This window comes from Oceanisphaera avium (genome assembly GCF_002157875.1).
GTDB classification, from domain to species: domain Bacteria; phylum Pseudomonadota; class Gammaproteobacteria; order Enterobacterales; family Aeromonadaceae; genus Oceanimonas; species Oceanimonas avium.
On record NZ_CP021376.1, the window covers coordinates 2595955 to 2617745 of the forward strand.

Consider the following 21791-nt stretch of genomic DNA (forward strand, 5'->3'; position numbering starts at 1 on the left):
GCGGTTGATTAACGAGCCTAGGTGGCCATGAGCCATAAAAAAGGGCAACCTAAGTTGCCCTTTTTCTGAACGTCTATTTGGTTTTTCCGTAAACCTGTGCGCTCCCTGCGTTCCTTGACGTGCTCTTCCTTGTGGGAATTCCCCTTCCTCATCCCGAGGCTGTTCCTTTATATCATCCTAATACTCGAGCTTCCTTATCGAGTTCGCCTCATCATCCTAGAGGTGTTCCTATCACGCCCTGTGAAGTCCTAGCCATCTTGGCTGCCTATCATCTTGACGGGCGCCTTGCTCCTTGCCAAAACATAGTACCCTGCTTTGGCCGAGCTTGCGGCTAGATAAAACACTGTCTTTGTTATTATGGAAAATATTAGTTTGGTAAGTCTATGAACTGTAAGTGTTATTTTTAAGAGTAGGGATATTTTCTATAAATAAAAAGCGCTTAAGCTGCTTTTTATTTGAGATAAGTCTTACGCCTTTAGTGGTCAAAGGCTTACATTTTTAGCGGGCGCTGAAAATACCAGTTTACTTCTTTTGTTCATGCTCAAGCAGCCATGCTTTGCGCTCAATACCGCCGGCATAACCGACTAATTTACCATTTGCACCAATTACTCGATGACAGGGGATAATTAAGGCAATAGGGTTGCGACTATTGGCTAAGCCTACGGCGCGCACGGCGTTAGGATTATTAATGTGCTCAGCGATAAATTTATAGCTGCAATGCTGGCCATACTCAAGAGTTAATAGCGCTTGCCACACTTGATGTTGAAAAGCCGTGCCACTGGGGGCTAAGGATAAGCTAAATTGGCGGCGCTGCCCTTTAAAGTATTGATCAAGTTGCTGGCAGGCGGCGAGATGGAGGGGCGTACTCGGAGCACGTGGTGTGCCATGATCACTAAAGCGCAATTGGGTGATCACTTCTTGCTGATCGGTGCTTAGGTGAGTGCTAAGCGTAAACCAACCCAGTGGACAAGGTTGACTACACTGAGTGGGTTCGCCAGCACTGGCTAAAAAAAACGTCGACATCGCCATTCCTAAAAAATAAATAGCAGCTTAGTTCATATTTAAGCTTGGCTTGAAAGCTCGCTTAATTGCCATACATCGAAGGCGGGCTCTTCATAAGGATGTGCCTGTCGCAGCGCCTCAATAGCTGCGCTAATAAGCGTATCATGGCACACCAATTCTACTCTCACTTCAGCCACTTGCTCGAGCTGATTTACGTGTCCGATAAAAGGCTTAGCACCGGTGATAGGTTTGAACTGTCCAGTGCCTCTGGTTTCAAAACAACAGTGTTCATAGTCACCAATACGGCCTGCGCCGCTCGCAAAGACGGCCGCTTTAACGTGCTCAAGATGGCTGTCAGGTACAAAAAAGACCAACTTATACATTGAGAGACCTGCTTAACGAATGTGGAGTATAGGCACGAAAGGTGAAGAGGAACCACTCACATCATTATGAATAGCCTTGAGCTTAGTTCGTCCTCTTCACCTTTTCTTTTATTCTTAAACTTTCTTTAAAAACTGCACTGCTAATTGAATTTGTACGCCATTAACTCGCCCGCCAATGTGGCCAGGAAGACTCGCGTTGAGGCTAATATTTTTAACGGTAGTGCCACGCTTAGCAATAAAACCGGCGCCTTTTACATCTAAGTCTTTAATGATAGTGACGGTGTCGCCCGCGGCTAAGCGGCTGCCATTACTATCGAGCAGCACTTCACCCTCGTCTTCGTTATCTTCAACTTGGCCAATTTCAGCCCACTCTTGTACTGCAGGCTCTAAATAAAGCATGTCTAGTAAGTCTTGTGCCCAGCTTTCGCTCGCCGCAAGTTTATTTAAAGTACGCCATGCTAATACTTGTACCGCAGGCTCTTGGCTCCACATGCTCTCGTTTAAGCAACGCCAGTGATTGGCATCGGTGGGCGCGTCTAATTGTTGCTGACAAGTCTCACATAATAAAGCGCAGTGCTCAGCGCTATCCGATGTATAAGGCGCCACTGCCTGCACATCAAGATGGGTGCTTGCTTTACATAATTCGCAGCTATGCTCGCTACGAGTTAATAATTGTTGTTCTATGGGCATGATTAAGCTTCTCATCTCATGACTAAAAGTGAGCCGATCCTAGCATAAAACCACCTGCTTGTTGTGGTTATGACGCAAGTGCCCGACAATGTTTGATTATTATCAGACGCTGAGTAAAGGTTAAGCTGATGCCAATGCAATCTTCAAGCAGCCCGCCGCAATTACATATTGAAAATGGCCAAGTTCAGTTAATAGGCCACTGGACGTTGCGCCATTTCAATGAGCTGAGCCAACTAGCCCCTCTTACCGAAGTTGCGCCCACTGCACTGGATGCGAGTGCACTGCACGGCCTTGATACGGCAGGTGCGGCTTTGCTGATTGAAACCCTAGGTGCACAAGTCTGTCGCCAGCTATTGCCGAAGGCGAGGGGCTTATCTGCTGAGCGCCAAGCTTTATTAGGAGTGGTACTGGACGCTATGGTACAAGAAGCTCCCGCCGCGGCTACCCGTGGTCATTGGCTGGATGCTATCGCGCGCTTAGGCCAGCATGTAATGACAGGATGGCAACAATTTGTGCTCTTGCTGGGCTTTATGGGACTGACTCTCGCAAGCTTAGGGCGTAATGTATTGCGCCCCTCACAGTGGCGACTCACCGCTTTGGTGGTGCAAATTCAACAATGTGGCTTAAATGCGGTGCCGATAGTGGCCTTGCTAACGTTTTTAGTGGGTGCGGTAGTGGCTTTTTTAGGGGCGACTGTCCTTGAAAACTTTGGTGCCACTATTTATACGGTGGAGTTAGTCGCTTATTCCTTTTTACGTGAGTTTGGTGTCTTGCTCAGTGCGATCTTATTAGCAGGGCGCACCGCCAGTGCCTTTACTGCCCAACTGGGCGCAATGAAAGTGAATGAAGAGTTAGATGCGCTGCGTACCCAAGGGTTAGATCCGATGGAGCTGTTAGTGTTGCCCCGTATCTTAGCGCTGGTGCTCGCACTTCCCTTGCTCACTTTTATTGGCATGATTTCAGGGTTGATAGGGGGCGCCTTAGTTTGTTTGTTAGCGCTGGATATTTCCATTGCCCAGTATCTTACTATTTTGCAGCAAGTGCCGGTGCAACATGTTTGGGTGGGGTTAGGTAAAGCACCTATATTTGCGTTTTTAATTGCATTGATTGGCTGTTTGGAAGGATTTAAGGTGTCTGGTAGTGCGCAGTCTGTGGGAGAGCACACGACCTCCAGTGTGGTGCAGTCAATTTTTGTGGTGATCTTATTGGATGCGGTTGCCGCCTTATTCTTAATGGAGATGGCATGGTAGTCACCCCCGCCGATAATAAGCAAGCGCACGAATTACCTAAGGTGATGATTAAAGTGCGCCACTTAGCCAATCGTTTTGGTAGCCACAGTGTCCATGAAAACCTAGACCTCGATATTTACCAAGGTGAAATCATGGGGGTGGTAGGGGGCTCAGGCACGGGTAAGTCGGTTCTACTGCGCTCTATTGTGGGCTTATTGCAACCCAACGAGGGGCAAGTTGAAGTTTTTGGCCAAGATTTTTTAACCTTATCAGACCGTGAGCGTGAGCCGCTACAGGCGCGCATGGGTGTGTTATTTCAAAAGGGCGCGCTTTATTCTTCGCTGACCCTAACCGAGAATGTGGCGCTGGCTTTAATTGAACAAGCCGGCTTAGCGCGCGGCCAAGCTCAGTATTTGGCCAAGCTAAAATTGGCGCTGGTTGGTTTACCGAGCTCAGCGGCAAATAAATATCCATCTGAATTATCGGGCGGCATGATCAAGAGGGCAGCTTTGGCACGTGCGCTAGCCCTAGACCCCGATATTTTATTTTTAGATGAACCCACTGCCGGTTTAGATCCTATCTCAGCTGCCGCTTTTGATAGGTTATTATTGACCTTGCGAGATGCGCTAAATTTAACGGTGTTTTTAGTTACCCACGACTTAGATACCTTATATGCCTGCTGTGATCGAGTCGCTGTATTATCGCAAAAAAGAGTTTTAGTGGTTGATAAGCTGCCGCAAGTGGCTGATTTTGATGATGCTTGGATCCAAGATTACTTTCATGGACCTCGCGGGCGCGCCGCCCAGCAAACTGCAAGTTTGGCGGCACAAGCTCATACTAGTTGAGGATAGAATAATGGAAACGCGCGCGCATCATGTACTGATTGGCTTTTTCACCCTTGCGGTTGCGGTCGGTATTTTATTATTCAGCTTGTGGTTAGTAAAATCAGGTAACCAAAGAGACTCAAATTTATATGATATTGTGTTTCGTGAGGCGGTCAGCGGTTTAAATGTAGGCAGTGCCGTGGAATACAGTGGTATTCGTGTTGGTGAAGTAGAGCGTTTGTGGTTAGACGCTAACGACCCCAGTCAAGTATGGTCTCGAGTGCGTATCGCACGAGGCACGCCCATTAAAGTGGATACTCAAGCGCAGCTTACCCTCGCTAATATTACCGGGGCGAGTAATATCCAGCTTAGTCAAGGTTCCCCAGATAGCGCTTTATTAATCGTTGATGAAGGGCAAATTCCGGTGATCGTCGCTAAGCCTTCTTCCTTTGCAAAGTTGCGCTTAAACAGTGAAGAGTTGCTAAGCGGCTTTAAAGATTTAATCGACAATGCCAACACCTTATTTTCTAAAGAAAACAGTGCGCACTTTCAACAAGTGTTAATCAATTTAGCAGAGACGACGGGCATCCTCAGTGAGCATAAACACCACTTAGGGCAAGGTATTGCCGACTTAGTCGCGGCCAGTGAAAAAATGAAAATAACGATGGAGCATGCGGCGCGGCTATCGGCACAGTTGGAGCAGCAATTTAATAATAAGGGCGAGCGCATGTGGCGCCATGCAGATGCAAGCTTAGCGGCATTGGCGCGCAGTAGTGAGCAACTAGCGTCTTCATTAGAGACTAATCAACCGGCCATCGCTTCAGGCTTACACAGCTTAGGGGAAATAGAACCCACACTCTTACAGCTAAAAGCGACGTTAAAAACCATTAACGACCTCTCTATTCAGTTAGAGCAAGATCCTAGCGATTTTTTATTTGGCGCAGAGCGCATTAAGGAAGTTAAGCCATGAGCCTATTAACAAACAGCTTCGCTCGGACTTGTTCAATACTCTGCTTAGCAATTGCTGGGCTGGCTGCTTGCAGTGTCTTGCCTAAGGCCGAGCCTGTTGCCTATTACCGTTTACCCTCTTCCACTTTGACTCCGGCGCCTGCCTCCTTAGGGATTGCTCAAACGGTGCGTATTAAATTGCCCGATAGCAGTGGCTTATTGAACAGTAATCGTATGTTAGTGATCCCCAGTGGTAATGAGCTGAGTGCATATCATGGAGCCCGGTGGGCGACACGCTTGCCGATTTTATTTCGTGATTCTCTACTTGATGTGTGGTTGCAAAGTGGGCGTTTTCAATTTGTAATCAATGATAGCCAAGCGCTAGCGGCAGACCGTGAGCTTGGCGGCCGCTTAAATGCATTTCATAGTGAATATATTAATGGCCAGTTGAGTGTCGTTATTGAATTTGATGCGCAGTGGGTGGCGCCGCAACAGCGGCGCTTATTGGCTAGTCAGCGTTTTAGAGTGACAGAGCCTACCGCTAGTAAGGAGCTCTCGGCGGTAGTGGACGCTTTTGGTATTGCTCAAGCTCGTCTTAGCCAACAATTATTGCAATGGGCACTCGCCAGCCCGTAGGAGAAAGTGCATTGATAAGCCATGCCAAGCAAACCTTAAAAAGAGTCTTTACCCCGCCTTCTCACAGCTTATTACCTTTGGTGTTGCTAGGGTGTGTGATTGGAGTGTTTGCCGGCTTAGTCATGGCGTGCTTTATCAGTTTACTGAGCATGATTTTAGGGTGGTTAAATGGCAGCTCGTTAGAAGACTTTGAGTCTTTAGCGTGGGGCTGGCGCTTAGGCCTACCTATTTTGGGCAGTTTGCTACTTATTTTGTTATACCGCTTTACTCCCGCTTCTGCACAAACCGTAGGCCTTGCCTATGTGGTGGAGCGATTGCAATTTGGTCGCGGGCGCTTGCCACTGGCAAACACCGCTTTTCAGTTTGTGGCGGCCTTAATTGCTCTAGGCTCTGGGCACAGCGTCGGCCGTGAAGGGCCGGCTGTGCAAATGGGGGCGGGGGTGGGCAGTTGGCTAGGGCAACGTACTCATAGACCGCCCAGTCAATTGAGGTTGCTAGTAGGGTGTGGCACGGCGGCAGCAATTTCTGCGGCTTTTAACACGCCATTAGCTGGGGTGTTATTTGCCATGGAAGTGGTGCTGATGGAATACAGCATTCTTGGCTTTGCCCCCATCGTTGCTTCGGCGGTGTCCGCCTCTGCGTTTAGTCGTATTTTACTAGGCGAGCATACGGTGCTCACTCCTACTCGCCTATCGTTAGCGGACTATGGCGATATTCCCAGCTTGCTACTTACCGGGCTATGGCTTGGGCTTGTGGCTGTCATTTTTTTATATATGGTGCGGTTGTTTTTGCGCTTTCCGCTAAAAAGGCGCTCATACAAGTTGTTATTAGCAGGTGTTATTACCGGTGTGCTTGCTCTGTGGGTGCCAGAAATTCTTGGCTCTGGTTACGACACCATTAACTTGGCCTTAAGTGATCAGCTCCCTTGGCTGTTATTAGCGATGATTTTATTAGCAAAATTATTTGCTACCGCCGCCGCTATTGGCCTTGGGGTACCAGGGGGACAGATAGCGCCCATGTTAATGGTGGGGGTGTGTGCGGGCGGCTTAGCAGGCACTTTGGTACCAGGTGGATCAGAGCCTGGCTTATATGCATTACTCGGCATGGCCGCCATGATGGCCGCCGTATTGCATGCCCCTTTAGCCGCCATCGCCACTGTATTGGAATTATCCTTAAGTGCGCAGGCCATGTTTCCGGCAATGACGGTGGTGCTAACGGCAAATTTAGTGTGCCAACATGGCTTTCGCCAACCTTCTTTGATCCTCACGTTATTAAAAACCCAAGGGCGGTTAATGCACTCGGATCCGCTACGCACTGCGCTGGCGCAGCGTTACTTAACTGAATTAGCGAGCTTGCGCTTTTCTACATTAGATGCCGCCCAGCCTAATGAGATTGCTAAGGTACTGAGCCAACCCCAACCTTGGGTAGTGGTGGATTATCTTAGCCATCGTTATTTGCTAAAAAGAACGGTGCTAGAGCAGGCTTATGAGTTACAACAAGTCACGCCTGTTAAAGACGCGAACTTACATTGGCTAACCAGCCTATTAACCGCCAACCGCCGCTTAAAAGAGCTAAGTGCAGATGCTTCTTTACTAACGGCATTAAAAAACCTGCAACAAGAAGATTGTGCCGGTTTCTTATTACCTGTGGGTTATCAAGGGGTGGGCTTAGTGACACGCCGGCGGTTAGTGCGCCGACTGACCTCAGATGAACGTATTCATTAACCGTGTGCGCTGCTCATAAAAAAAGACACGAGCGGGCTCGTGTCTTTTTTATTATGATGACTGTGAGTCATAGCTTAGAGTTCTATATTAGCCAGTGCCTGTTGAGCCTGAGTTTGCCATTTTCCTGGTAAAGCTGCCGCGTGGCGTAGGCTTTTTTGCGCGTTAGCCATCTGACCTAGGCCTTGTTGAGTGAGACCTAAGTTTAACCAAGCAGGGGCTAAACTTGCATCTACCAAAGTGGCTTGATTAAACGCATTAGCTGCAGCGTCATAATCTTGCTCGGCGTGCAGAGCATTACCTAAGGCAAACCAACCGAGTGCGTTGTCTGGCCACTGCTGTGTAAAGGCTTGCCAAGCAGGAAGGGCCGCCTGACTGCCGGCGGCTTGCTCATAGGCACTTACTGCGTCTGCAGCGTGACTAGGGGTAACACTTGCGGGAAACTCCCCCGGTGCGAGTGCGACCATGGCCCAGTGCTGACTGCGCGCCCATGTGGCATTAAAGCGACTCATGCTGGTCACTTGGCGAGAGTGTTCACCACTGTGCAATAGCAGTTGCTGGCGCGCTTGATCAAAGCCAATCACCACGGCGTAATGCCAAAGTGGGGCAAACGACAAGCCTAAATTTTGCAATACCACCACCGGATTACCTGCCTCAACTTCAGTAAGTAACGCATCAAAGCTGCCATCTAAGGTAAAGCTAATGCGCTGATGACGGCGCACAGCGGCCAGCATTTCGGGCTGTACGCTGCCTTCTCGCCCAGGTAAAAATACCTGTGGGATCAAGGTGTCCACACTTACGGATTGACCGCTTGCACCCAACGCCATCGCCAGTGATGCCGGCCCGCATTGATAATCTTGCTGGCTATAAAAAGGCACGCCGGTGACAAAAGATTGGTTGGGTAGCCGTGCTTTAGCCGCGGCTGATAGTTTAGGTGGCGCTGCACAGCCACTCAGTAACAACAGCGCGCTACTGGCTAATAATAAAAAAACGCCCGCTAAGCGGACGTTTTTTAAAGGGCTAAAAAATGTCATTAGCGAGTGAAGGGGAAGACGTTAGTTAATCCCAGCAAGTCGGTAATTAATAACACGATAAATACCGTTAACAAGGCACCGATCACGGCGTTGGCACCGGCGGGCATATTATCGAGCTGATCGGCCATTTGCAGCACTTCTTGGTCAGTCATGGCGGCCACACGAGCTTCTACTTCGTTCATTTCTACGCCGTAGTTAACTAACTGCTCACGCACTTCTGTACGAGCAAGTAAGTCGTTAATGCGAGCACGCTCATTGCTAACTTGAATTGCATCCAGTGCACTTTGGGTAGACACCAATTGGCTCGGCTGCGCCTGCACCATCACGGGCATAGTGCCCATTAGCAAAGAGAGGATCAGTAATGGGTTAAGTACTTTCATTAGCTTCTTCATTTTTTGTGCTCCTGAATATAAATTGGCAGGCCAGCCACAGCGAAGTGCGGTTAGCTATATTCGATGACTATTTATTAGCTTTTTATGGCTTACTGACTAAAGCGAGTTATTGTTTAATGGCGTCATCATAGTAAATCTCTATTTAAATGAGAGAGATAGCAAGTTTTTTTGTTTCTAAGCTCCTTAAGAATTAGCATAATAAGGTTAAGCTAAGCCTTAATCATCAATAGTTTAGCCTCATATGAAGCAGCTTGCGGGATTATTGTGAGTTGCGACAACAATCGACATCATTAATAGGCTACCCCTTATTTATCACTGCTATTACTTATGGATTATCGCCTTTGCTTAGTGCTCATTTTTCTGCTCTTACCGTGCATCTGCGTATGTTATTGGTACACATAACGCTCTTAATGAGCTTAACACTTCCCGTGTTAGCTAATGCCCAGCTGCAACACCTAGATATAAAAGTGCTAGCGGTCTTAGCGCATGATAATAAGGCCTTTACTCAGGGGTTACTCTTTGACGAAGGCTATCTTTATGAAAGTACCGGCTTATATGGCCAAAGCAGTCTAAGAAAAATGGATGCTAAGACGGGCAAGGTGCTGCTGCACCGTCCGCTGGCACGAAATTACTTTGGCGAAGGGTTAGCACAGGTGGGCGAACAGTTAATTCAGCTAACCTGGCAAGAGGGTAAAGCGTTAGTTTACGATAAGTCGAATTTTAATTTACAGCGGGTAGTTTCTTATCAAGGAGAAGGCTGGGGCTTGTGTTATGACGGTGAGCAGTTATGGATGAGTGATGGCTCCGACCAGCTTCAAAGGCGAGATAGGCAGTCTTTTTCTCTTAAAGACACACTGAGCATTACGCTTAAGGGTGAGCCATTAGCGCAATTAAATGAACTAGCCTGTGTGGAGGGTGATATTTATGCCAATATTTGGCACGACCAGCGCATTGTACGTATTAATAGTCACAGCGGCGAAGTAGAAGCCATTATAGATGCCAGTACGCTAATTGCGGCTAGTGAGCGCTCTTCTGATCCCGAAGCTGTGCTCAATGGCATTGCGTATGATGCGACTGAGCAAGTCTTTTATATTACCGGCAAGTTATGGCCAAAAATATTTAAGGTACAATGGCAAGCGAGCGCTGAGCTAGATAATTAGTAGATTTTCTGTCGCGCAATCCGCGGAAAAATAGAGATAAGAGCAAAAGAAAAGCGCGATGACATAAATAAACCCCGAGCTTGCCGGCTCGGGGTTTGTTTCTTGCTAGGTACGGGGCGCTGCTTTCTCTAACATCGGCCGTAAGAAACGAGCGGTGTGTGAAGTGGCATGCTGGGCAATGTCTTCTGGCGTGCCCGTCACTAAAATTTCGCCGCCGCCGCTGCCGCCTTCGGGCCCCATATCTACAATCCAGTCTGCGGTTTTAATGACATCGAGATTATGCTCAATAATCACTACCGTATTGCCATGATCGCGTAAGCGGTGCAAGACGCTGAGTAACAGCTGAATATCTTGAAAGTGCAGGCCAGTAGTAGGTTCATCCAAGATATATAACGTCTGGCCGGTATCTCGTTTTGATAACTCTTTTGCTAACTTAACGCGTTGCGCTTCCCCACCCGAGAGCGTAATAGCAGATTGGCCTAAGCGAATATAAGATAAGCCCACATCCATTAATGTTTGCAGTTTACGGTGAATAGCGGGCACGGGTGCAAAAAACTCGCACGCTTCTTCTACCGTCATACTCAAGACTTCATGAATACTCAGACCTTTATATTTGATCTCTAATGTTTCTCGGTTATAGCGTTTGCTTTTACAGACATCACAGGGCACATACACGTCCGGCAAAAAGTGCATTTCTACCTTAATTAACCCATCCCCTTGGCAGGCTTCACAGCGCCCACCTTTAACGTTAAAAGAAAAACGCCCCGGCTTATAGCCTCGAGAACGCGCTTCTTGGGTGGCCGCAAATAACTCGCGAATGGGAGTAAAAATTCCGGTGTAAGTGGCAGGATTAGAGCGTGGGGTACGACCGATAGGGCTTTGATCTATATCCACTACTTTATCTAACTTATCCATGCCCTCTATGGTGCGATAGGGCGCGGGCTGGCTAATGGTGGCTTTATTCAACTCGCGGTGAGCGATAGGGAATAAAGTATTGTTAATTAATGTGGACTTGCCTGAGCCCGACACACCCGTCACACAGGTCATTAAGCCAAGAGGCAAGGTTAAGTCGACATTTTTTAAGTTATTGCCTGAAGCGCCAGTTAAGGTTAGCCAGTGGTCACCCACAGGTGTGCGCTGCTGTGGAATGGCAATGCTTTTTCTACCCGATAAATAAGCGCCTGTTAAAGACTCAGGGTTAGCCATCACTTCGGCGGGCGTGCCTTGTGCCACTATATAACCGCCATGGACGCCGGCGCCGGGGCCAATATCCATGACATAGTCTGCAGCTAAAATAGCATCTTCATCATGCTCGACCACAATCACCGTATTACCTAAGTCGCGCAGGTGGACAAGGGTGGTGAGTAAGCGTTCATTATCGCGCTGGTGTAAGCCAATACTGGGTTCGTCCAAAACATACATAACACCTACTAAGCCGGCGCCTATTTGGCTCGCCAAACGGATACGCTGTGCTTCCCCACCCGATAAAGTATCGGCACTGCGCGATAGTGTAAGATAGTTAAGGCCTACATTGACTAAAAAGCCTAGGCGCGCGCCAATCTCTTTAAAAATTTTATCGGCGATGTGTGCTTTTTGGCCGCTCAGCTCCATATTATTAAAAAAGTCGTGAGCCTCGCCAATGGCCATATCTGCTACTTGCGGCAAGGTATGGTTGGCAACAAATACGTTACGCGGGCCTTCTTTTAAGCGCGCACCATGGCAGCTAGGACAAGGGCGATTGCTTTGGTATTTACCCAACTCTTCGCGTACCGAGTTAGACTCGGTTTCGCGATAACGCCGCTCCATATTATGCAAGATGCCCTCAAAGGGGTGTTTACGCACTAATACATCGCCTCGATCATTCATATATTTAAAGTCGATGCTGGTGCGCCCAGAGCCATAAAGGACGGCTTGCTGGACCTCTTGCGATAGCTCTTGGTAGGGCACTTCTAAGTCGAACTGGTAATGATCTGCTAAGGATTTTAATAATTGGTAATAGTAATAGCTGCGCTTATCCCAGCCTCTAATGGCACCACCCGATAAGCTAAGTTCAGGGTTACTGATCACTTTATCGGGATCGACAATTTGTTGAACGCCTAAGCCATCACAGGTACTGCAAGCGCCTGCTGGGTTATTAAAAGAAAAAATACGTGGCTCAAGCTCTGCAATAGAATAACCACACTGTGGGCAGGCAAAGTTGGCAGAAAAGACCAGCTCGGTAGCGCTGTCTGGCTCCATGGCTACCACGGAGGCGATGCCGCCAGATAATTCAAGCGCGGTTTCAAAGGACTCTGATAGGCGTAGTTGTAAGTCGTCGCGCACCTTAAATCGATCCACTACCACTTCGATAGTGTGCTTCTTCTGGAGCTCTAAAGGGGGCGGATCTGACAGATCGCACACCTCGCCATCAATACGGGCGCGAATAAAACCTTGTGCCGCTAGGCTTTCTAGTAACTTAACGTGTTCCCCTTTGCGATCGCGCACTACGGGCGCTAACAACATGAGCTTCTCGCCTTCAGGTTGTTCTAATACCTTGTCGACCATCTGGCTGATGGTTTGCGCTGTTAAGGGCAGGGCATGGGTGGGGCAGCGCGGTTCGCCTACTCGAGCAAATAACAGTCGTAAATAGTCGTAAATTTCGGTGATGGTACCCACAGTAGAGCGTGGGTTATGGGAAGTCGACTTTTGCTCGATAGAGATGGCTGGCGATAAGCCCTCGATGTGATCCACATCGGGCTTTTCCATTAAGGAAAGAAACTGGCGCGCATAGGCCGAGAGTGACTCCACATAGCGCCGTTGCCCTTCGGCATATAAAGTATCGAAGGCAAGAGAAGACTTTCCTGAACCTGATAAGCCAGTGATGACTATCAGTTTATCTCTTGGTAAGTCCAAGCTGATATTTTTCAGGTTATGAGTGCGAGCGCCACGTACTTCAATTTTCTTCATCTGCAACTTTACCTAGCTAGCAATTCGATCGGCTAGTATGGCATTGGATCAATAGCCCGCCAAGTGTGAATAAGGATTAATCTTGACACTCTGCCCGTGCTAAACTAGGTCTCTTTGAGTTTATTTAACGGCACTGAGGACTATGAGCGACGAGCAAGGTTTTAGTCCCCGCGAGCGGCGGGCTTCTTTTACCCTAGCGGGTATTTTTGGCATGCGAATGCTTGGCCTGTTTATGATCATGCCGGTGTTTGCCTTATACGGTAAAGACTTAATCGGCTTTTCGCCTATTTGGGTGGGTATCGTTATCGGCGTATATGGCCTTACCCAAGCGGTGTTGCAAATCCCCGCGGGTTGGCTGTCGGATCGCATTGGTCGTAAGCCAGTTATTTATGCGGGCTTAAGTTTATTTGCTGTAGGCTCGGTGGTGGCGGCTATGTCGGAGTCGGTGTATGGCGTGGCCATTGGCCGAGTGTTGCAAGGCTCTGGTGCCATTGCGGGCGCCATTTTAGCCTTGGCTGCTGACATTACCCGTGAAGAAAGCCGTACCAAAGCCATGGCCATTATTGGCGTTTGTATTGGTTTATCTTTCGCAGTAGCCATGGTGCTAGGGCCAGTATTGGCCTCATTTTTTGGTTTATCTGGGGTATTTTGGGCCACGGCTCTGTTGGCGGTGATTGGTATTATTATGGTGCGTTTTATGTTGCCAGACCCTGCTCATAAAGGCCAAATCCGCGATGTGACCGCCGCTCCTGAGTTATTTGGCCGTTTGCTAAAAGACAAGCAATTGCTGCGTCTCGACTTTGGCATCCTGCTCTTACACCTTACGCTGACCGCGGTGTTTGTAGCCTTTCCCTTGACCTTGCTTGATGCAGGCTTAGCGGCCGAAAAACACTGGTGGCTTTATCTGCCGGTTCTCTTGCTGTCGTTTGTGTTAATAGTGCCGGTGCTCATTATTGGCGCCAAACGCAATTTGAATAAGCAATTCTTTCAAGCTTCTATTTTAGTGATGATGCTAGCTCTAGTGCTCATGGCAATCGGCAAGGGCCACATTGGCATCTTAGCGCTGGCTATGTTGCTGTACTTCACTGCCTTTAACTTTATGGAAGCCTCGCTGCCCGCGTTTTTATCTATGCTGGCACCGGCGGGCGCGAAAGGCACGGCTATGGGGATTTATTCTACCAGTCAGTTTTTTGGTGCTTTTTTAGGCGGCGTGTTAGGGGGCGTCTTATTCCAGTACTTAGGCGGTGTCGGCGTGTTTTTGCTAGTAGCGGCGTCCATGGGATTGTGGTTTTGGGTGGCTAAAGGCATGAGTAATGTGAGCAAGGTTAGATCTCATATTTTGCCTATCGGTGTTAGTATAGAAAGTATCGAACGTCGCGAGCAACTCCTTGCCGAGCTATTAGCTTTGCCTGGTGTGCTTGAAGCCTTGATCATCCCAGAAGAAGGGGCGGCTTATCTTAAGGTGGACGGCAATAGCTTTGAATTAGACCAAGCAAAAACTGTAATTAATCTGTAAGTGCGGAGCGAGTTATGGCCAATAGAGGCATCAATAAAGTTATCCTGATCGGCCATCTGGGTCAGGATCCTGAAATACGTTATATGCCTAACGGCAATGCGGTCGCCAATATTACCTTGGCCACCAGTGAAACCTGGCGCGACAAGCAGTCTGGCGAGCAGAAAGAAAGAACCGAGTGGCATCGGGTAGTATTTTTCGGCAAATTAGCAGAAATTGTCGGTGAATATTTGCGTAAAGGCTCACAAGTGTACATTGAAGGCCGCTTACAAACGCGTAAATGGCAAGGACAAGATGGCCAAGACAGATACACCACAGAAATAGTGGTCGATATCGGCGGTACCATGCAAATGCTAGGTGGTCGCCCGCAAGGCGGCGGTGGCCAAGGTGGGGGTCAACAAGGTGGCTGGGGCGGTCAACAACAAGGTGGCCAACCACAAGGCGGTCAAGGTAATTGGGGTGGACAGCCAGCGGCCCAACAAGGTCAAGGTAACTGGAATCAGCAAGCGGCGCCATCACAAGGCCAGCAACACCAATCGCAAAGCAAACCAGCCGCTCCTCCCGCAGCTCCTACTTACAATGAGCCACCGATGGACTTCGATGATGATATTCCATTCTAAGGCTACTCGCTTATCGAGTTAATGAAGCTTAAAACCCTGCCACGGCAGGGTTTTTTTATGAGGTCAAAGCCAGTGGCGACACTTATTTTATAGGGAAGAGTTAGCGGACATCGCCATAATAAGAGCTACAAAAAAGGCTCCTACTAGGAGCCTTTTACCTTAAGCGGTTAAGGTAACTTCTATATTATGGTGGCGCTTTAAATAAGCGGCGGCACATTCGGGACTGATACAGCGAAATATCATGTCTTGGCACCATAACAGCGCATCCATTCGACCATCGAGTACCGGTGGTGCTAACGAGGCTAATTCCACCTCAATATGTTGCTGTAAATCATCTGATAAAGTGCGAGTTATGTGTTTCATATACGTTCTCAAGCTGTGCAGAATTAAGTGAAATGAGTAGCATTTAAAACGGCTATTCAAATAAAGCGAGTAAATTTAGTACCGATAGCCTTAGCGATTAAGTACGAGTGGAAACGGCGCTTTATTTAGCTTAAAAAGTGTAATTGTTAACATCTTGTTTATCCTTAACCCATCCTAGGTATTAAAAAATGGCGTTTATTGCTACGCCTGATCTTGAGTACTTGAAACCACGTGGGTTTCACCCTGTTCCCAAGTTGCCGAGCTATCATAATCCAAGCGTGACTAAAGTATTAGTTATTTATCAATTTATTTACAATTTTGTGATCAATATGTGTTTTTGCTGTTGGTTTACAGTGTTTAAAGCACAGCCTAGAGAAAACAGGACCTAATGTAGTCCTTATTTATGACAAGATAATGAACAACAAAAACAATGAGCAGAATAAGCGTATTAAGTGTCGAATTAATTGCGCTGGTTAAGAGAGTGATATTGCCAAGCAAGATGAGGAAGCTCTGCAAAGGCGCGCGGGAATAAGTATTCACCTTTAAGTAGCGGAGCATTAATGTGCTGCCACTGTGGAGCTATGGTTATTTGCGCTTGGTTCAGCGCCTCTAATATCAGGGTAGTGCAATATAAAGGAGAGCGCTCACGCGTGGTTAATACGAAGGGCTGGCCTTGTTGTTCTAATAGCCAAGTGATAACCCGCTGTTGTTGAAAATCTGTAGTGTGTTCAAGACGCGCAATCGCAAAGTACTTGGCGAGGGCCGGGCTAATAAAATCTTCTAGCGTAGAGAGAATGACTTGATTAGGTAAGTGAGGATTATCATCGGTGGTTGCATGGATCACTAACGGCTGTGGAGTTAGGCTAACAATAACGCCGATATGGGAAAACTCCCCTTGACTCAGGGCCTCTATAATTTGGCTCTCGGGGGCACTGCCTTTTCTAAATATCCAATCGCCGAGCGCCAATGAAGGTAGCGTCGATAAATCAAATGCCAGTTCCTTTTTAGGCGTCGCCAAACTGACTACTATATAAACACTTAATGCCAGCCCTATGATTAATAGCGCCCCTGTTAAAGAGCGCCTTATTAACTTAATGGGCAATACATACATAGTGTCTTCAGGGAGTTAGATTACAGCGATACTTTCCAGCCCTGCTCGGTATCAATAAGATTAATCCGCTCAATAGTGTTAGGAGCGTCCGCGTTTTTATAGATGACGGTCGCGACTAACTTAGCGCGGCTTTTATCTTGATTATATTCTGTTTCTGAATAGGTTATTTTTTTAACCCCACCGAGCGCTTTAGCCCGAGCGCTACTTTCTTCTACTACCATGGCCAGTTTGCCATGAACCATCTCGGTTTGCTTCTCAGGCACATCCTCACCTAAGTGCAGTGTTTTCATTAAACTATCTATGTCGTCATTTAAAATAGCATGCATATATTGGTCGGCGACTTTTTCCGGACTGACATTGCCAGAGCATGCCATAACGAACAAAGCCGCTAGTAATATTAATAATCCTTGGCGAACCTTGTGCATGATAAATCCTTAACTTAACAGAAGATAAAGGCGCCTATTATAATAATAAAAAAGATAAATAAGCTGTTTTTCATCAAGTTACTGGTAACAAGATAAATAAAGAAAGCTAAGAGACGGGCTTCTCATCAATGACCGCCGCGCCAATAATATCTCCGGCTACATTGGAGGCCGTGCCCCCCATATTAAGAATGGCATCTACGCCGGCAATTAAGGCCACAATCTCTAAAGGTAAGCCAAAGAGGCTGAGCACCGCAGATAAAGTCACTAGCCCTGCTGCAGGCACTCCTGCCGTGCCAATAGAGAGCAAAGTGCCAATGACCACTATAGCAATAAAGTCAAACCAGGCTAAGTCTAAGCCCACAATATTAGCGGCAAAAACTAAAGACACGCCCATGCGCAGGGCCCCGCCATCGGAGTTAAAGATAGCGCCTAGGGGGAGGGCAAAGTTGGCAGTTTTTTCTGATATGCCGGCTTTTTTAGCCGACTGAATCGCCACCGGTAAACTGGCAAGACTACTGGTGGTGAAAAAAGCGGTGGCATAGGCTTCTTTGATGTCAGTGAAAAACCGTATCACGCCAAAGCCGGCAAGTTTTACAAAGGAGGTATAGACGAGCAGCCATAAAAAAATTAGGCCTAAATAAAAGGTTCCCGTGAACACCAACAACGACTTAAGTGTTAACCAGCTCTGTGCGCCAAAAGTCGCGGCACTAATTGCAAACACGCCAATAGGGGCATAAAGCAAGATGCCTGCTAGTATCTTATAGAATAATTCATTAAAGGCGCTAAAAAGGCGCTCTAAAAATAAGCCATGGTCTTGTAAGTTTTTATCGGTAGCATAGCTCATGGCAGACATGGCCATGCCCATAATAATAGCGATAAACAGAATGGCCATTAAATTACCACTCGCAAAGGCTGCAAACACATTGTCGGGAACTATGTCGAGCAGCATGTCTGTGGCATGAGGTAAGTGAGGTTTTTCTACTAGGGTATTAGGCAGGCTTAGTCGTAGCCCTGGGTTAAAGAGTAAGGCTAAGGATACGCCAATGCACACTGCCATGGCTGTAGTAACGGCGTAATAGAGAATGAGCTTGGCGCCGAGTCTACCCATTTGGCGGATATTCATACGGCCAATCGCTAACACCACAGTTAAAAAAATAACAGGGGTGGCGATTAAGCTTAATAAACGGATAAAAATGGTCCCTAAAGGGCGAAGCGCACCGGCTTGCTCTCGAAAAATAAGCGCCACCACAATGCCTAATAAGAAGCCCGCAGACATCTTGATTACGAGCGAAGTGGCTTGATATTTGTTCCAGATATTCATAAGCGTATAGGGGGCCTTGTTAAGCAAAGTGCAGGCTGAGGATGGCCAGCGAATAAAAAATTGACTGCCTCTATGTTAATGCGAATAGAGATATTAGCTTAATAAGCAGCAGGTTAATAAAGGCATACTACCTTAAAAAGGACGGTAAAAAGACGTTAGCGATAAAACCGTAGTCTGAGCCATGAATAGTGCGAAGATAACAGTGAAAAAAAGAGGGCGAGTTTTATTTACTCATAAAAAGTGCCGCCTAGCCGATAGCCTTCTTTTGAGTGGCGTTACAGTAGAACCAAAACTCAAACCTGACTCAGAAGTTGAATAAATTGTGTTTTAGCTTTAGGGCTAAGATAATAATGGCATAACAATTGGAAAATCTGAGCGGGTAACCTCGACAGCTCGCCGGATGTAGTGCAAGGATGCATATGAAATTTACCAATCAATTTATTACTACCATTAGCCTATGTATATTGACTGTGGTCATGATAGTGCTGATCGGTGCTGGCATTAGCTTCTACCATATGGGCTCACTCTATCAGCAGCGTCAAGTCGATACGGTGTTGCGCCTCGTCGATGAGGGCTGGCAAGCGAGCAAAGCCCAGCCTGACATCATAGATGCTTGGCTACCCAATATCTTAGAAGTCAATGGCATCATCGATTTCACGCTATTGCAAGATAAGGTGCCTGTTTATCATTCTGCGCGCTTAGATGCTGCTGCCACGGCAGGCGATGTCTTTACAATGGAATACACAGCTGCGCTTAATGCTGAAGAAAACTTAGTCGCTCGCTTAGTATTACGCCCTCCTTTTTATAATATCGATCATTCCTTTGCTTCCTTAGCGGGCATCTCGGGTGCAATTATTGTGATACTCGTTGGCTCGCTCATCATGTTGCGCTGGTTTCGGCGCCAGTTTCGCGGCGCTGAGCTGTTAGCGCTGCGCAGTGAGGCTATTTTACAAGACAAGCCCTTTCTTAGCTTTCACGATCACCGCTTAGAATGGCCGCACCAAGCTAGCCAAGCGCTAGATAAACTGGCGTTGGCGCTAAAAGATGCCCGCAAAGAGCGCAGTCGCTTCGACTCTTTTATGCGAGCCAATGTATTTCTCGATAGAAAAATAGGCATAGGAAATCGAGTTTTTTTTGATAATAGACTAGAAGCCGCTCTCAATGATCCCGCCTGCCATGGTGGCGCCTTATTATTAGTAGAAATTCAAGATTTAATGAAAATTAACTATCACTTTGATTATGAAAGAGGTGATGAGTTACTCACCGCTGCCTCTATCTATATGGGCCATTTTGTACGAGGCACGCCAGGTGCTCTGCAAGCACGCTACACCGGTAACACCTTCGCTATTTTATTGCCCAACACAGTGGAAAGTGAAGCTCAAGAAGCGGCGCGCCAACTGATGAAAGTACTACGCCGCCTTAACTGGCCAGAAGAAATGACAGATCCGGCAGTCTTTATTGGCGGTGTCTGTTTTAGTTTTGCCGAGCCGATTCAACAAATACAAGAAGAAGCCGAATTGGCACTGCGCAGTGCTGAGTTGCAAGGCGGCGAGGGTTATTTTATCTATTATAAAGGCGTGACAGAAGAAAATATGGGGAAAGGCACGGTGCGCTGGCGCACCTTGCTGACTCGAGTATTAGCGCAACAAAAAATTCAGTTGGATCGGCAAGGTATTTATATTGCGCCCCATCAAGCGCCCATTATGTATGAGCTGTTAGCGCGCATCCAAGATGAGCAAGGCCGTGAACTATCGGCGGGGCAGTTTTTCCCTATGGCAGAAAAATGCGGTCTACTCTATGAACTAGACCGCAATATTCTTTCTCAAGCACTGGCACGCTTAGCGAAAACCGAACCAGGCGTTAGCCTAGCGGTGAATTTATCGGCGACTAGCTTATTACAAAGCCAGTTTTACAAGTGGCTGTTATTTGAATTACTGCAGATACCTAAAGTTCATCTTAATAAGTTAGTGATCGACTTGTCTGAAGCCCAAGTGAGCCGCCATTTTCATGACTTAATCATCCCCTTGCGAGCCCTTAAAAAATTAGGTTGCCAGTTAGCCGTCGATCATGCCGGCCAAGATGTAGTGAGTACGCAATATGTTAAAGATTACGAGCTTGATTATCTAAAACTACATCCCAGCTTAGTGCGTGATATCGATACGAAACCCGTTAATCAGATGGCCGTTAGCAGCTTAATTGGTAATAGCGCCGGCGGGAAAACCAAGGTAATCGCTATGGGTGTGGAAACGCTAGGCGAGTGGCAGTGTTTATCGCAATTAGGCGTTTATGCCGGACAAGGTTACTTTTTTGCCTATCCGGAATTGGGCGCCGAGGGTAAGAAGGGGGGCGCTGCCTCGGCTCATGCTAGTGCCAACTTTACGGGATTATTAAGCCCTACTGCGCGCCCCTTGAAGGCCACCGGTGTGTAAAAAGACCAACTGACTGGAAGGCGGATAATAACCGGCTTTTAGATCACGAAATAAGCCTAATAAGGCTTTGCCACTGTAAATGGGCTCCAAGGGCACACCTAGCTCACGGCTTAATTGGCTAATTTCGGCGCTATCCAGCGCTGAGCATTTAGCGTAGCCACCACAGTGGTGCGCTAATCTTAATTGCCAACCGCTATCTTGTGCGGCATAGGGGCAAAGTGTAATTACCTCTTTGGCTAGCCATGAAGCGCCTTTTAATACCGCATAAGCACTCAGTTGGGTATGACTGGGCCGTTGGGAAATTAAACCGGCTAAGGTAGCGCCACTGGCAACGGGGAGGATCAGCTGGTCTATGTGACGGGGTGCCTCGCTATTAGTGGCGACTTGCATCGCTAACTCCGTCCAAATTTCGGCTACCCCCGGTAAGGCGGCCACACAACTGCCTCCTTCAGGGAGTAGCAGGTAGCCAGGATATTGAGCACTTAATTGTGCTAGCCACTGCGGGTCTTGACGCTGGCGGTATTGTTGGCGATCTACAAAGCGCAGCGCCATTCCCCAATTTTTTGCGTCCACTAACGTCGGATTGTTTTGGCTACTGGCTTCACCGCGTACTATGGCTTGTGTCGCTAGCGCCAATTCTTGTCCGATAGCAGCCAGCGCATGTAAATGATTGGAATAGGCACCGCCAAAACTTAGCAAACCTTGCGCTTTTTGTTCAATGGCGTGGCGTGTGGGGTATTTAAGCTTGCGCCATTTATTACCCGAGATCCGAACATGCAATAAATCGTCCCGTTTAACCCATAACTTAACTCGCTGCTGGTTCAGTAACGGATGATGTAAACGCTGTAATGGTGAAGGGTGCGCACTCGAGTAAAGCTGCTGCCAAGCGGATAATGCGGTCACAATCGTCAAAATGAAAAGGATTAGAGGCTAAGTTTAAGGAACTTATTAATTTATTGGAACTCATACCCGCTCTAACGCGCATTTAGCCATGCATGTTCCTTGCCAGTGGTAGGCTGCATTGATAAAGTTAGCCGCACTTTC

The 21791-nt window shown here is 47.5% G+C and carries 20 protein-coding genes; 9 read left to right on the plus strand and 11 right to left on the minus strand.

Features of this window, described 5'->3' with window-relative positions; genetic code table 11:
• Positions 1-522: 522 nt before the first annotated feature.
• From CBP12_RS11965 to CBP12_RS11975, 3 genes are all read right to left on the minus strand, one after another.
• Entirely contained in the window at positions 523-1023 is a 501-nt protein-coding gene (locus tag CBP12_RS11965; RefSeq protein WP_086964717.1) for a methylated-DNA--[protein]-cysteine S-methyltransferase, read from the minus strand.
• A gap of 38 nt (positions 1024-1061) precedes the next feature.
• The gene (locus CBP12_RS11970) at positions 1062-1385 is read right to left on the minus strand and encodes a Nif3-like dinuclear metal center hexameric protein (protein ID WP_086964719.1); all 324 of its coding nucleotides are present in this window, start codon (positions 1383-1385) and stop codon (positions 1062-1064) included.
• A gap of 114 nt (positions 1386-1499) precedes the next feature.
• Positions 1500-2075 carry a PhnA domain-containing protein gene (locus tag CBP12_RS11975; protein WP_086965566.1) on the minus strand — a complete coding sequence of 192 codons (576 nt, stop codon included), beginning with the start codon at positions 2073-2075 and terminating at the stop codon, positions 1500-1502.
• A gap of 128 nt (positions 2076-2203) precedes the next feature.
• Between CBP12_RS11975 and CBP12_RS11980 the strand changes: the two genes are divergently transcribed.
• The 5 genes from CBP12_RS11980 to CBP12_RS12000 are packed head-to-tail and all read left to right on the plus strand — an operon-like array spanning position 2204 to position 7436.
• Positions 2204-3325, plus strand: coding sequence for an MlaE family ABC transporter permease (locus CBP12_RS11980; protein ID WP_086964721.1), 1122 nt, complete (start codon positions 2204-2206; stop codon positions 3323-3325).
• Positions 3319-4149 (plus strand): ABC transporter ATP-binding protein, encoded by an 831-nt coding sequence (locus CBP12_RS11985; protein ID WP_086964723.1) that lies wholly within the window; start codon positions 3319-3321, stop codon positions 4147-4149. Before CBP12_RS11980 ends, CBP12_RS11985 begins: the two co-directional genes overlap by 7 nt.
• A gap of 10 nt (positions 4150-4159) precedes the next feature.
• A complete protein-coding gene (locus tag CBP12_RS11990) occupies positions 4160-5098 on the plus strand; it encodes an MlaD family protein (RefSeq protein WP_157420105.1) in 939 nt (312 codons plus the stop codon).
• Positions 5095-5712 (plus strand): ABC-type transport auxiliary lipoprotein family protein, encoded by a 618-nt coding sequence (locus CBP12_RS11995; protein ID WP_086964727.1) that lies wholly within the window; start codon positions 5095-5097, stop codon positions 5710-5712. The genes CBP12_RS11990 and CBP12_RS11995 overlap by 4 nt, the downstream gene beginning before the upstream one ends.
• Entirely contained in the window at positions 5691-7436 is a 1746-nt protein-coding gene (locus CBP12_RS12000; protein ID WP_086964729.1) for a chloride channel protein, read from the plus strand. The genes CBP12_RS11995 and CBP12_RS12000 overlap by 22 nt, the downstream gene beginning before the upstream one ends.
• Before the next feature lie 74 nt (positions 7437-7510).
• Here the strand turns inward: CBP12_RS12000 and CBP12_RS12005 are convergent, their stop codons facing one another.
• Both CBP12_RS12005 and CBP12_RS12010 read right to left on the minus strand, forming a co-directional pair.
• On the minus strand, positions 7511-8467 hold the full coding sequence (locus CBP12_RS12005; RefSeq protein WP_086964731.1) for a PA2778 family cysteine peptidase: 957 nt from the start codon (positions 8465-8467) through the stop codon (positions 7511-7513).
• Complete coding sequence (locus CBP12_RS12010) at positions 8467-8859, minus strand: PA2779 family protein (protein WP_086964733.1); 393 nt, start codon at positions 8857-8859, stop codon at positions 8467-8469. Before CBP12_RS12010 ends, CBP12_RS12005 begins: the two co-directional genes overlap by 1 nt.
• A gap of 269 nt (positions 8860-9128) precedes the next feature.
• Between CBP12_RS12010 and CBP12_RS12015 the strand changes: the two genes are divergently transcribed.
• On the plus strand, positions 9129-10019 hold the full coding sequence (locus CBP12_RS12015) for a glutaminyl-peptide cyclotransferase (RefSeq protein WP_232455071.1): 891 nt from the start codon (positions 9129-9131) through the stop codon (positions 10017-10019).
• A 105-nt stretch (positions 10020-10124) separates the two neighbouring features.
• On the opposite strand, the gene uvrA is transcribed toward CBP12_RS12015, so the two are convergent.
• Positions 10125-12965 carry an excinuclease ABC subunit UvrA gene (uvrA, locus tag CBP12_RS12020; protein WP_086964735.1) on the minus strand — a complete coding sequence of 947 codons (2841 nt, stop codon included), beginning with the start codon at positions 12963-12965 and terminating at the stop codon, positions 10125-10127.
• Between the two features lie 142 nt (positions 12966-13107).
• On the opposite strand from uvrA, the gene CBP12_RS12025 reads away from it, so the two are divergent.
• Together CBP12_RS12025 and ssb are read left to right on the plus strand one after the other, a co-directional pair.
• Positions 13108-14481 carry an MFS transporter gene (locus CBP12_RS12025; protein ID WP_086964737.1) on the plus strand — a complete coding sequence of 458 codons (1374 nt, stop codon included), beginning with the start codon at positions 13108-13110 and terminating at the stop codon, positions 14479-14481.
• Positions 14482-14495: 14 nt separating this feature from the next.
• Entirely contained in the window at positions 14496-15098 is a 603-nt protein-coding gene (gene ssb, locus CBP12_RS12030; protein ID WP_086964739.1) for a single-stranded DNA-binding protein, read from the plus strand.
• A gap of 159 nt (positions 15099-15257) precedes the next feature.
• Here the strand turns inward: ssb and CBP12_RS12035 are convergent, their stop codons facing one another.
• From CBP12_RS12035 to CBP12_RS12050, 4 genes are all read right to left on the minus strand, one after another.
• Positions 15258-15461 carry a hypothetical protein gene (locus tag CBP12_RS12035; protein ID WP_086964741.1) on the minus strand — a complete coding sequence of 68 codons (204 nt, stop codon included), beginning with the start codon at positions 15459-15461 and terminating at the stop codon, positions 15258-15260.
• Positions 15462-15921: 460 nt separating this feature from the next.
• Entirely contained in the window at positions 15922-16572 is a 651-nt protein-coding gene (locus CBP12_RS12040; RefSeq protein WP_086964743.1) for a YiiX/YebB-like N1pC/P60 family cysteine hydrolase, read from the minus strand.
• A 20-nt stretch (positions 16573-16592) separates the two neighbouring features.
• On the minus strand, positions 16593-16997 hold the full coding sequence (locus CBP12_RS12045; RefSeq protein WP_086964745.1) for a nuclear transport factor 2 family protein: 405 nt from the start codon (positions 16995-16997) through the stop codon (positions 16593-16595).
• A gap of 106 nt (positions 16998-17103) precedes the next feature.
• Entirely contained in the window at positions 17104-18318 is a 1215-nt protein-coding gene (locus tag CBP12_RS12050; protein ID WP_086964747.1) for a dicarboxylate/amino acid:cation symporter, read from the minus strand.
• A 419-nt stretch (positions 18319-18737) separates the two neighbouring features.
• Between CBP12_RS12050 and CBP12_RS12055 the strand changes: the two genes are divergently transcribed.
• Positions 18738-20747, plus strand: coding sequence for an EAL domain-containing protein (locus CBP12_RS12055; protein WP_086964749.1), 2010 nt, complete (start codon positions 18738-18740; stop codon positions 20745-20747).
• Here the strand turns inward: CBP12_RS12055 and CBP12_RS12060 are convergent.
• Positions 20706-21650 carry a 1-aminocyclopropane-1-carboxylate deaminase/D-cysteine desulfhydrase gene (locus CBP12_RS12060; RefSeq protein WP_086964751.1) on the minus strand — a complete coding sequence of 315 codons (945 nt, stop codon included), beginning with the start codon at positions 21648-21650 and terminating at the stop codon, positions 20706-20708. The genes CBP12_RS12055 and CBP12_RS12060 overlap by 42 nt on opposite strands.
• Between the last annotated feature and the right edge of the window lie 141 nt (positions 21651-21791).